Annotated in this window: 5 protein-coding genes; 3 read left to right on the forward strand and 2 right to left on the reverse strand. The window is 62.0% G+C overall.

The genetic code is table 11. From position 1 onward, the window contains the following. Positions 1–187: 187 nt before the first annotated feature. On the forward strand, positions 188–1,396 hold the full coding sequence (locus tag IPF85_RS06090; protein ID WP_343407179.1) for a 6-phosphofructokinase: 1,209 nt from the start codon (positions 188–190) through the stop codon (positions 1,394–1,396). A gap of 82 nt (positions 1,397–1,478) precedes the next feature. Here IPF85_RS06090 and IPF85_RS06095 read toward each other — a convergent pair whose 3' ends face one another. Next, a complete protein-coding gene (locus tag IPF85_RS06095; RefSeq protein WP_343407180.1) occupies positions 1,479–5,597 on the reverse strand; it encodes an LAGLIDADG family homing endonuclease in 4,119 nt (1,372 codons plus the stop codon). Between the two features lie 142 nt (positions 5,598–5,739). After that, complete coding sequence (locus IPF85_RS06100) at positions 5,740–6,660, reverse strand: hypothetical protein (RefSeq protein ID WP_343407181.1); 921 nt, start codon at positions 6,658–6,660, stop codon at positions 5,740–5,742. 236 nt (positions 6,661–6,896) lie between these two features. Between IPF85_RS06100 and glgP the strand changes: the two genes are divergently transcribed. Together glgP and IPF85_RS06110 are read left to right on the forward strand one after the other, a co-directional pair. After that, positions 6,897–9,440 carry an alpha-glucan family phosphorylase gene (glgP, locus tag IPF85_RS06105; RefSeq protein WP_343407182.1) on the forward strand — a complete coding sequence of 848 codons (2,544 nt, stop codon included), beginning with the start codon at positions 6,897–6,899 and terminating at the stop codon, positions 9,438–9,440. Between the two features lie 72 nt (positions 9,441–9,512). Continuing rightward, the gene (locus IPF85_RS06110) at positions 9,513–13,250 is read left to right on the forward strand and encodes a glutamine synthetase adenylyltransferase (RefSeq protein ID WP_343407183.1); all 3,738 of its coding nucleotides are present in this window, start codon (positions 9,513–9,515) and stop codon (positions 13,248–13,250) included. Position 13,251 lies beyond the last annotated feature (1 nt).

The raw sequence follows: 13,251 nt of genomic DNA on the forward strand, positions 1-13,251 counted from the left end.
ACCGGAGATTAAAGATTGGAGATCGGACCGGAGAGACCCCCTGTAGGGGTATGATATAGACCATAGTCAGGCTGACATGCATGGCTATACTTTGGTCGTGGGTTCAGGTGTCCATGGGGGGCCTGGCTCAGGAGCAAAATTCGATCACCATCCGATGAACAGACGAGGACAGACAGAGGTTGACTTTATGGCAAACATCAACAAGATCAAGGGCGTTATTGGTATCCTGACCGGCGGCGGCGACGTGCCCGGACTCAATCCGGCCATTCGCGCCGTGACGATCCGGGCACTGCGCGAGGGCTACAAGGTGGTCGGCATCCGTCACGGCTGGGCCGGCGCCATTGACATCATGCGCGATGACAAGGCTGACAACAGCGATAACTTCCAGTGGCTGACGGAAGAGGTGGTGAACAGAGCGGGCCGCACCGGCGGCACCTTCCTGCACAGTTCGCGCACGCGGCCCAGCACCGTGTCACGCAAGAGCGTGCCCGCACATCTGCAGGAGCAATACCAGGCAGACACCAACGACCTGACCCCGGAAGTGCTCAAGAACCTGGCCTGGTTGGGCGTGGATTACATGATCCCCATCGGCGGTGATGATACCTTGAGCTACGGCGTGCGCCTGGCGCAGGAAGGTTTCAAGGTGGTCGCCATTCCCAAGACGATGGACAACGACGTGCCTGGCACCGATTACTGCATCGGTTTCAGCACCTGCGTCACCCGCACGATTGCGATGACCAACATCCTGCGTACTTCGGCCGGCTCGCATGAGCGTTTTCTGGTCATGGAAGTGTTTGGCCGCTATGCCGGGTTCACGGCCATGCTGCCAACCATGGCCGGCGTCGCCAATCGCTGTGTGATCCCGGAGTACAGATTCAACGTGGAGCATCTAACTGAATTGCTCGTGGCCGATCGTTTCAAGAACCCCAGCAAGTATTCTGTGGTGCTGGTTTCCGAAGGCGCCATGTTCGAGGGCGGCGAGATGATTTTTCACAACGCGGAGAAGGACGCGTATGGTCATGCCAAACTGGGCGGCATCGGCGACGTGGTTTCGGAAAAGCTCAAGGAGACCTCGGCCAAATTCAACAACGGCAAGAAGATCGAATGTATCAACCAGAAGCTGGGCTACCTGGTGCGCGGCGGCGACCCCGACGCCATTGACTCGGTGGTGCCGATGGCCTACGGCAACCTGGCGTTGGACTTGATCCTGCAAAACTTGCATGGCCGGCTGGTGGTACTGAAGAACGGACGCTACGATCACGTGCCGCTGGACGTTGTGACCAGCACCAAGAAGGTGGTGGATGTCGGGCGCTTCTACAACACCGAGCGCCTACGCCCTCACTACAAGAGCTTCGAGATGAAGCCGCTCTTCATCATGACCAGCAGCGATTTATAACATGACCAGCAGCGATTTATAACGGTCCTCACATGAGACTTCCGAAGTCATCAAGGCTTCGGAAGTCTCTGTCAATGACTTCTCATACATCCAGATTCCTGACCTGCTTGGCGTGCGTCTGGATGAAACGCTTGCGCGGGGGCACCGCTTCGCCCATCAACATGTCGAAGGTGCGATCAGACGCCGCCGCGTCCTCGATGGTCACCTGCAGTAGGGTGCGGTTCTCCGGGTTCATGGTGGTGGACCACAACTGCTCTGGATTCATTTCGCCCAGACCCTTGTAACGCTGCACGACCAGGTTGCCGCTGTCGCTCCCCATCTCCTTCACCAGGCGATCCTTCTCTGCATCCGAGTAGGCGTAGCGCTGATCTTTGCCCTTCTTGACGAGATAAAGGGGCGGTTGCGCGATGTACAGATGTCCCTTTTCGATCAACGACTCCATGTAGCGGAAGAACATCGTCAGCAGCAGCGTGCGGATGTGGCTACCGTCCACGTCAGCGTCTGTGTTGTGCAGCGCTATGCCGCCGACGCCGGCGATGAAGTTTTCGTCTCCTTCAACCGAAAAGTCGTAAACCTTGCGCTTGGACGCCGGCGTCTGGTGTACCGAACGAACTGCAAGACCAAGCAGATCACCGCGCAGCGGGGTGGCTGCATGCGGTCCGCCATGACCAGCATCGGTTGCCAGCCAACTGCGCACGTCAGGCGCCCGCTGATGATCCTGCCAGATCAACGCCAGGGTAGTCATGGCCCCGCGCCCGGACACCGTCACGTGAAAGGCCGTGCGCCGCGTGATGACCGGCTTGCCGCGAATCAAACCGCTCGGCTGCCCCGTCGGCTCACGCTGCGACAAGGATGCTGTCACCCCATGCGCGGCCAGCAGATACATCAATTGGTTGGCCAGCAGCTCCGATGTCGTCGTGAAGGACATCGCGCGCGTGCTCAGGGTGCCGTCGCCGAGGAAATAGCCGCGCAGGAACGCAATCTGCATGGATTGGTCTACATTGAACACAAGATCAGGAATGTGCTTGCTTTCGGCATGGACGCCGTCGAAGCCGAACAGCAGACGGAACACCGCCGTGACGACTCGATTCAAGATTCGCAGCTCATGCGCACGCCCATCCGCTGCGGCATACCAGGTTGGCTCCAGTCCAAAGACTCGCTTGATCGCCTCCGTGAGTTCAGGCACCAGGGCTTCGTTCCGCTTTCCGATGGACAGGCGCACACCGTTGCGCTGGCTCAGGGAGCCTTCAGCCACAAAGAAGCCAAGCAGCAGCATGAGCGATTCATCAATGGGCAAGTAACGCGGCACTCCCTGGTCGGCGTAATGGCGCGGAGTCAGACAGATGTTGTCACCTAACAAGGTCAAATCAGCGTCCTGCAGCCGCGACAGAGTCACGTAATTGCGCACGCGATTGGCCGGCGCAGCCCGATACTGCGTGTTCCAGATATGATCCAGGCGACTGTTCCCCACCGTGACCTGGGAGAGAACCGTTTGTCTGTTGATACCCAGCAGGTCCACATAACGAAGGAAATGGTCCAGGGCGGGACGACCGCTGCCTTTTTCCCAGGCATAGTACGTGACCGGTTGACGAATTCCCACCGCCTCACAGATGTCAGCCTGACTCAGGCCCAGGGCCTGGCGCTGCGCCTTGAGCAAGTTGCCAACGTCGGGTGGAATCGTCACCCGCGGCTCCACCATCTGCGGGGCGTCGGCATATTCAGCGCGCACCGTGGCCTTGTACCACGCCTCGACGCCAATACCGCGCACCACCAGGTCTGTGTCCAGGGCCTCATCCAGCGCCAGGAAGGCCTGGAGAAGGTCAAGCTGCGCCGGCGCCGGCTGGCTGAGCGGCAATCGTCCGGGTGCAACCAGGAGATCGCCGGGGCGAACCTCGTCGCCCCGCTTGAGCACCGGCTTGCCATCCGCATCGGCCACAAAGACGCTGTGCTCGCCGGTCACTCGCACACTCCGGCCATAGGTCGTCTTGATCTCGAAGAGCGGGCCATCGTGATCGTGGCGCAGAACGGCCTTGATGGGCTTGAAGCGCACCTGGCCCGACGTCGCGTCGAAACAGATCACTTGATAGGCTGACGGATTCGCGCCCGTTTCCCACAGCCAGTCAATGAACGGCCCTACCCGCTCGGCGCAGATGCGCCCGGCCGGGTCCTTGACGAAGGTCAATTCCTCGCCATCCACGCTCATAATCACAACCCGGCCATAGCGCAGGTTGTCCAGCGAGAAATCGTTGCCAATGCCGGTGCCCAGGGCGGTAATCAGGGCTTGAATTTCGCGATTGGCCAGCGATTTCTCCAGCCGCGCCTTCTCCACATTGAGGATCTTGCCGCGCAGAGGCAAGATGGCCTGGAACCTGCGATCACGACCCTGCTTGGCACTATTATGGACGAATACGCCGCTCGCCAGGGCAAAATTGTGTGAATGCGGCACCTCGATGTCGTATACGTCTATCCATTCTGCCAATCTTTCGACCACCGCCACACGATGATTGTAGTTTGCTGGTTCTTTCATGTCCGACAGCTTACGATACAGGGGCATTAGTGAATCCCCATTGGCAAGTGATGCTGCTGGCTTGTAACTTCCATCTCGGAGCATGAATGGATGATCGGGCGTGCAGACAATCGTCTCTCCATTATCGAGCGTGACGCGGATGACTTCCGCGCCAGCCTTCGTCATGCGAGGGTTGACGATCTGCTCCAAGCCGATTTTGCCGTCATGGCGTATCGTATAGCAGAAATGCTTCAAACCGGCCTGGTGTTCGGCAACGATCTCCTTGAGACTCAAGGCTCGCCCATCTGCCAGCGCAATCTGTGTCTCTCCCGAAAAACAGCCTCCGGCCGAATCTCCTTCTACGATATAGATCTCTGCCTTACTCGGATCGCGTTCGGAGCAGTCGGCCAGTTTGCCGGGGAGGGTCATGCTCTCCAGCGCGCTCTTGCGGAAGACCAGGTCACGCGCCTGGCGGGCCGCTTCGCGCGCGCGCGCCGAGGTGCGGCACTTTTCCACAATCGCCTTCGCCTCTTTGGGGAACTGCTCCATCCATGCGTTCAGCGCCTCGACCACAGCCGATTCCACCTGGCCGCGAACTTCGGCGTTGAGCAGCTTGACCTTGGTCTGGCTCTCGAACTGCGGGTCCGGCAGCTTGACGCTGACGATGGCGGTCAGCCCTTCTTTGGTGTCCTCACCAGTGAAACTGGCGTCGCCTTCCTTGATGAAACCGATCTTGCGCGCATAATCGTTGAGCGAACGCGTCAGCGCGGAGCGCAGGCCGGTCATGTGACTGCCGCCGTCCGGGGTGTTGATGGTGTTAGCAAAGCTGTAGCTGGATTCGTTATAGCCATCGGTATACTGCACCGCGACTTCGATCTGTGTGCCATCCACTTCCCTCTGCGCGTAGATCGGCTCGTGCAGCACCGCGCGGTTCTTGTTCAGATAGCGCACAAAGCTGCTGACGCCGCCCTCGAAGTAGAAGGTGGTGGCATGGGGATAGGCCACCTGCTGCCCCTGTTTGTCGAACGCGCCGCGTTCATCCATAAAGGTGATCTTCAGGCCGCGGTTCAGAAACGCCATCTCGCGGAAGCGCTGCAGAAGCGTCTCGTAGCGGTATTCCAGGACCTCGAAGATGGTGGGGTCGCGCAGAAAGGTGATGATCGTGCCGGTATCGTCCTCGGGCACATCGCCGATGATCTCCAGTTCGCTGACGGGCGTGCCGCGCTCGAAGCGTTGGCGGTAAATATGGCCGTGACGCCGCACGCGCACCTCCAGCCAATCCGACAGCGCGTTGACAGCCGAAACGCCGACGCCGTGCAAGCCGCCCGACACCTTGTATCCGCCGCCGCCAAACTTACTGCCGGCGTGCAGCTTGGTCAGGACAACGGTGACGGCCGGCTGGCCGGTCTGCGGTTGAATGCCCACCGGGATACCGCGGCCGTTGTCAATGACGCTGACGCTTTCATCGGGGTGAATCACCACCTCGATGTGCGTGCAATAGCCTGCCATGGCCTCGTCAACCGCATTATCGGTGACCTCATACACCATGTGATGCAGCGCCTTGCCGTCCGTGCCGCCGATGTACATGCCTGGGCGGCGGCGTACTGCCTCCAACCCTTCGAGTACCTGAATATCACTGGCTTCGTATTGCATCTCAGGCCGGTTGCCGTTCGCCCCGTTTTGTTTTCCTGCCATCTTATGTCTCCTCCGGCTCTATGTGCATGGTCTACTATTTCTGCGGCGCTCACTTGACCCCCATGGCGCCCCATGCGCTTGTGAGCGTGCGGGTCATTCATCATCGTTCTGCGGCGGTCGGGAGATCGCCGCTCGCAAGCCCTTACGCTGTCGCCAGGTTGGTGATGTCCGCCTGCCAGCGCTGCATGCGGTCGCGATAGAAAATAAACACGCCGATCAGCAGCCCGGTGCCGAGTGCGGCATTGCCCAGGATGCCGATCGCCATCCCAAGCGGCCCGCTTGCCAGGCGCTGCCACACCAGGCTGAAGCCGGTGCCGATCAGGTTCAGCACGATGACCAGGCCCATGGTGCTGAGCAGATTGCGCGCCGCCAGGTTGATGCTGCGCCAGATGCCCTGGCGCAGACCGACCTCATCCAACACCAGCGCAGGCACCATGAAGGTAAAACCGAGCCGGACCCACCAGCCAACAAATACGACCAATGATACCGCGAACAGGGTGCCGGCCGCGCCTCCCACCAGCGTCAGCACGCCGGCGAACAGCGCCAGGGGGATACTGGCCAGCGCCAGTAGCAAACCGATCAACAGGGTGAAGATCAGCAGACGCCCCAACGTGCGCACAAAACTGCGGGCCAGGGCGGGCAGCGACAAAGGCGCGGCGCGCACATGCTGGGCAATGAGCACCAGGTAGAGCGCGCCGATAATGACACTGAGGATGAGCAGGCCCACCAACCAACCGGTCAGCGAGCCAAACGATGACAGATCGAGTCGTCCTGCCTGGCGTGTGATGCTCTGACCCAGACCAATGTCACTGATCAGGCTGGGCGTCCCCAGCAGGCCGTTGGCCAGGACCGACAACAGGTTGTATTGATCGCCGAATTGGGTCAGCAGTTGACGGCTGGCATCCAGGGCTTCCTGGTACTCGCTGGTCAAGGTCGTGCCTGGTGGGGCCTGCACGGCAGCCACCAGTGGCGTCATCAGGGGTTGTACCGATAATTGGGGGCCAAGCCAGAGGGCCACATCGAGTAGAACCGGTACGAGAATGAGCCAGGGAGCGCGGGCCAAAACCCGAAATCCGGCTGCAATGCTTTCGATGACGCTAAGTTTTGGTGTTGTTTCGCTATTCACCGGCCTATTTTACCACAAACAGGCCGGAAATGCGAACAAAGGTGCGATACAGCAGCGTATCAGCGCGCACGGCAACCAGCTTGACAAGTTGCGCTATCCTGTCTAAACTGTGATTGTAAGGTGATGGTCCTGATCTATGGTGCATACCCCTCGCGGGTAAAGGAGCTCTTGTTGTGAATATCCTCGGAACCCTTTCCGTTTTTCCCCACATCCCCGAGCGCATCCAACGCCTGCACGAATTAGCCGATAATTTGTGGTGGAGTTGGAACCCCGATGCGCAGGCCCTCTATGCCACCCTGAATGTGTCTCTGTGGGACAGCCTCGCGCACAATCCCGTCAAGTTTCTGCGTGAGGTCAGTCAGAAGAGCCTCAACCAGGCCGCCGGCGATGAGAACTACACCGCACTGTACGACCGGGTCATGGCTGCATTCGACGCCTACATGCACCCGGACGCCACCTGGTTCGATCAGACCTACCCGGAATTGAAGGGCAAGAGCATCGCCTATTTTTCGGCTGAATTTGGCCTGCACGAAGCGCTCCCCATCTATTCGGGCGGCCTCGGCGTCCTTTCGGGCGATCATTGCAAGGCCGCCAGTGACTTGGGCCTGCCGTTCATTGGCGTGGGTTTTCTCTATTCTGGCGGCTATTTTACCCAACGCATCACCGGCGATGGCCGCCAGGATGCATTCTACAGCAAGATCAAGTTCGACGAAGTGCCAACGACGGCCGCGCGCAACAGCAACGGCGAGGAGGTCATTGTCAAGGTTGACCTATCGGGCCGTGCGGTCTACGCCAAAATCTGGAAGGTCCAGGTGGGACGTATCCCGCTCTTCCTGATGGACACCGATGTGCCGCTCAACGACCCCCAAGACCGCGAGCTGTCGGCCCGGCTGTACGGCGGTGATAACGAGATCCGCATCTCGCAGGAGATCGTGCTTGGCATCGGCGGCGTGCGGGCCATACGCGCGTTGGGCTACGACCCCGCCGTCTGGCATATGAACGAAGGCCATGCGGCCTTCCTGGGCCTGGAGCGCATCCGCGAACTGGTGCAAAATCAAGGGTTGACTTTCCAGCAGGCGCTGGAGGTTACCCGCGCCAGTTGCGTCTTCACCACGCATACGCCGGTGCCTGCAGGCCATGACGCCTTCGGTTTCGACATGATGGACAAACACTTTGGGCACTACTGGGGCCAATTGGGTATCAATCGCGAGGCCTTCCTGCAGTTTGCGCGCCAGGATCAGCCCTGGGGCGCCACCTTCAGCATGACGGTGCTGGCGTTGCGCTGCTCCGGACAGGCCAACGGCGTCAGCAAGCTGCATGGCGAAGTCTCGCGCGAAATGTGGACCTGGCTGTGGCCCGGTACTCCGGCAGCCGAGGTGCCCATCGGCCACATCACCAACGGCGTACACACGGAAACCTGGCTCTCGCCCGCGCTGTGTCCCCTGTTCGATAAATACCTGGGCACGGACTGGCGCATGCGCATTGACGATCCCACGCTCTGGCAGGGTGTCTACAACATTCCGGATGAAGAGCTGTGGTCGGCGCTGCAGGAAGGCAAGGAGCGCCTCTTCCGCTTCATGGAGGCACGCGCCACAAATCGGGCCTACCGCATGGGCGAAGGGCCGGCGCGGCTCAAGCAGATTGCCACCTTCTTCAGCCCGAATACCCTGGTCATCGGCTTTGCCCGCCGCTTCGCAACCTACAAGCGCGCCACCATGATCTTCAGCGATGTGGAGCGCATCAAACGCCTGGTGTCCAACCGCGAACGCCCGGTCATGATTCTGTTCTCGGGCAAGGCACACCCGGCCGACGAACCGGGCAAGGAGTTCATTCGCCAGATCTGCCAGATTGCCCAGCACCCCGATTTCGAGCACAAGGTGATGTTCATCGAGGACTACGACATGAACATCGGGCGCTACCTGGTGCAGGGCGTAGATGTCTGGCTGAACAACCCGCGGCGCCCGCGTGAAGCCAGCGGCACCAGCGGTCAAAAAGCCGCGCTCAACGGCTGCCCCAATTTGAGTGTCCTCGACGGTTGGTGGGCTGAGGGTTACGACGGTCGCAATGGCTGGTCCATCGGCGAAGAACGCATGTACAAGGATGAGGCTACGCAGGACGCAGCTGACGCCCTGTCCCTCTACACCACCCTGGAAGATGAGGTCGTGCCGGCCTATTACCAGCGCGACGACGATGGTATTTCTCGTCGCTGGCTGAACATCACGCGGGCCTCGATGAGCAGTGCTGGCTGGCTCTTCAGCATGGCGCGCATGATCAAAGAGTACACCACCGACATGTACGTGCCGGCCGCGCGTCATGACGCGGTGATGAGCGCCAACGGTTACGCACGCGCCCGCGAGGTGGCCGAGTGGAAGCATCGCGTCCAGTTCCACTGGCCGCAGATGTTCATCGAAGCCAGCGGCCCGCGCGATGGTCAACTGACCGTGGGCGAACCGGTCGAAATAAACGCAACCGTGCGCCTGAGCGGATTGACGCCCTCCGAGGTGGCGGTGGAGATCGTCCACGGTTTCCAGGATGGCGCCGTTGGCTTCACCGACGAGCCGATGCAGCTTGTGGGGCGCACCGACGATGGCGGCTATCTCTACCGTGGCCTGCTTGCCCCCGCCGCCAGCGGCCAGATCATCTATGGCGTGCGCATCGTTCCCGTGCATCCCGACCTGTTCAACAAACACGAAATGGCCCTGGTGCGCTGGGCCTGAACCCGTGACGTTTGTCGTCGCAGAAACCCGGCTTCTCGCAGCAGCCGGGTTTCTGCCCTTTGTAATTGACCTATGAATCCCTATCTTGAACTTCTGCGCGCGCAACTGACCCCGGCCGCGGCCGCCGACCTGTTGACGGCCGCGCAGGTCACCGACCCCCACGCGGCGGTGCGGCGGCTGCAAGGCATCAGCCAGGATGCACTGACCCAGGAGGCGTTGGCCGCGTGTCTGGCCGTTGTGCTGCCCGCGGTGGCCGGCGCGGCCAGCCCCACTGCAGCCCTCGTCAGCTTCGAACGCTTCGCCCGCAGCGCGGCACAGCCGGCCGACCTGTTTCTCTACCTGGCAGCCAACCCGCGCCAGGTGGAAATGCTCATCACCCTTTTTGCCGGCAGCCATTTTCTCAGCGAAATCCTCCTGCGCAATCCAGACTACTTTCGCCTGTTCAGCGAACGCCGCGAGCTGTCACAGCCCAAAACCGCGGCGCAGCTCTATGCCGAAGCGCAGAAGGCCCTGGCGCCTTTTGTCGAACCGTTCGACCAGCTCAACGCCCTGCGCCGTTTTCAGCGTTGGGAACTGCTGCGCATCGGCGCGGCCGACTTCTTCGGCCTGCTCGATCTGCCTAAAGTGACCCTGCAGCTCTCGCGCCTGGCCGACGCCCTGGTGTGGCAATGCCTGACCATGGCCGCCTGGCGCGCCGAGCGCGCCAGCGCCGGCTTCATCGTCATCGCCCTGGGCAAACTGGGCGGCGAAGAACTGAACTACAGCTCAGACATTGACCTGCTCTTCATCGCCCGTGACCATCCTACCGATTATCAGGCCCTCAGCCAGCACCTGATTGACGCCCTCGTGCGCGCCACGCCAGAGGGTTTCCTCTACCGGGTGGACATGCGACTGCGCCCCTGGGGCGGCGTCGGCCCGCTCGTCTCCTCACTCGATGGTTACCTGGGCTACCTGCGCCAGGACGCCCGTCTGTGGGAAAAACAGGCCCTGCTCAAGGCGCGCGTCATCGCCGGCGATGACGCGCTGGCCGCGGACTTCATGCAACAGGTGCAGCCGTTCATCTTCAGCGCCACGCCCGCAGAGGTTCGCACCAGCGTGGCCGCCATGAAACAGCGCACCGAATCCAGCCTGGCCGCGCGCGGACGCACCTGGGGTGAGGTCAAACTGGGCGAAGGCTCCATCCGGGACGCCGAATTTGTCGCCCAATATCTGCAACTGGCGCACGGCGCTGAGCGCCCAGCTTTGCGTACCGGCAAGACCCTGGAAGCCCTGCCGCAGCTCTTCAGCGCCGATTTGATCACCGCCGACGACTATCGCACCCTGTCCGACGGCTACATCTTCATGCGCGCCGTCGAACATTACCTGCAGCTCATGCACTACCGTCAAACCTCCAGCCTGCCCACGGCCGCAGACGAACTGACCACCTTTGCGCGGCGCCTCGGTTTCAACGGCGCCGACGCCGGCGCGCGCTTTCTCGCCCGCTACGAACAGCAGCGCGCCGCCATTCGCGCGGTCTATCTGCGCCACCTGGGCGATCTCAGCGTCCCCGCCGCGGACCCGGCCCAGCCGCCGGCCGACTCGATGGCCTCGCCGGCCGTGCAGCGCCACCTGGCCCGGCTTGACCCCGCCTACACCCTGGTCTTCAGCGAGGCGGAGATCGAACGCCACACGTCGCTTGTCGCGCGCCTGAGCGCCGCTAACCTGGTGGAGGTGGATGCCGCGGCGGTCGAAGGCGGCCTGTGGCGGGTGACCATCGTAGCGTTCGATTACCTGGGCGAGCTATCGCTGATCTGCGGCCTGCTGGCGGTGCATGGCTTCGACATCCTGGATGGCGATGTCTTCACCTACGAACCGGTCAGCGGCCCCGCGCCCCCCGGCGACCGCGGGCGCGGGTTCTACCGCGATAGCCTGCGCCGCGCGCCCCTGCAGGCCACGCGCCCGCCGGAGGCCGATGTCCGGCAAAAGATCGTAGATGTCTTCACGGTGCGCCCCACCCTACACGATCTGGCGCCGGACGTGTGGACGCGTTACCGTCGCGACCTCGACGCGCTTTTGCGCCTGCTGCAGGAGCATCAGAGCGCGCTGGCGCAGGGTGCTCTGGTCAAACGGTTTGCCGCGCGTCTGCGTGAGGCGAGCAGCAGCGGCAGCACGCTCTACCCCATCGAAGTGCAGATTGACAACCGGCAGTCTGCGCGCTACACCGTGCTGACCATCGAGGCGCAGGACACGACCGGCTTTCTCTACGAACTGACCAACGCGTTGGCGCTCAACGACCTTTACATTGCGCGGGTCACGGTGGACACTCTCGGCAGCCATGTGCATGACACTCTCTATGTCACCGACGCCCGCGGCGACAAGATCACTGCGCCGGCGCGCCAGCGCGAGCTGCGTGCCGCGATCGTCCTGGTCAAACACTTTACCCATCTGCTGCCACGTTCGCCCGACCCGGAATCGGCCCTGCTGCACTTTCGCGCCTTCCTGGGCCAGCTCTTCAGCCAGCCCAACTGGCCCGATGAACTGGTGTCACTGGAACGGCCAGAGGTGTTGAGCGCGCTGGCCCGCCTGCTGGGCGTCAGCGATTTCCTCTGGAACGACTTTCTGCGTATGCAGTACGCCAACCTCTTTCCGGTGGTACGCGATGTGGATGCGCTGCACGCCGCGCGCCCCCGCGCACAATTGGCCGCCGATCTGGATGCTCGCCTGCGCGCGACGCCGGATGCGCCCGGCCGGCGTGACGTGATCAACGCGTTCAAGGATCGCGAGATGTTCCGCATTGACATGCGCTATATCTTGGGCCATGTGACCGAGTTTGGTCAGTTCTCCGGCGAGCTGAGCGATCTGGCGGATGTGGTGGTGCAGGCCACCTTTGGCGTTGTCCTGCAGCCACTGCTCGCCGAGCACGGCGCCCCTCTCCTCGACCCTGTGGCTGACCAGACGCCTGCATCTGCGCCAACCGCTTGCCCGCTGACGGTGTGCGCGCTGGGCAAGGCTGGCGGCCGCGAGTTGGGCTTTGCCTCAGACATCGAACTGCTGTTCATCTACGCGGGCAGTGGTCAGACGCGCGGCCCGGCCGTCATCTCCAACGCGGAGTTCTACGAGCGCCTGGTGCAGTCCTTTGTCAGTACCATCCGCGCCAAGCGCGAGGGCATCTTTGAGATTGATCTGCGCCTGCGCCCGTACGGCAAAGCCGGCAGCCTGGCCGTCTCCCTGGCCTCATTTCAGCGTTACTTTGCGCCCGGCGGCCCGGCCTGGGCCTATGAACGCCAGGCCCTGATTCGCTTGCGCCCCCTCGCCGGCGATGCCGAGTTTGGCCGCCAGATCGTAGCGCAGCGCGATCAGTTTGTCTACACCGGCGAGCCATTCGATGTCGCGGCCATGCGCGCCATGCGCGAACGCCAGTTGCGTCACCTGGTCACCGCAGGCGCGTTCAACGCCAAGTTCAGCCCCGGCGGCGCGGTGGACATCGAATACCTGGTGCAGGGGCTGCAGATCAACCACGGCCTTGCGCACCCGGCCCTGCGCCTGACCAACACGCGCGAGGCCCTGGCCGCGCTGGCGCAGGCCGGCATCCTGGCTCAGGACGACTATGAGCGCCTGCGTGACGCCCATATGTTCATCCGTCGCCTGGTCAACGCCCTGCGCATGGTGCGCGGCAACACCAAAGACCTGACCGTGCCGCCGGCCGCCAGCGAAGAATACCGCTTCCTGGCTGACCGCCTGGGCTACAGCGCCGATCTGGAGCGCCTGCGCGCCGATCTCAACCGCCATCCAACCTTCGTACAACAACTGAGCGTACGCTTATTGGGCTAAT

It is taken from the genome of Candidatus Amarolinea dominans (assembly GCF_016704685.1).
In the GTDB taxonomy this organism is placed as follows: domain Bacteria; phylum Chloroflexota; class Anaerolineae; order SSC4; family Amarolineaceae; genus Amarolinea; species Amarolinea dominans.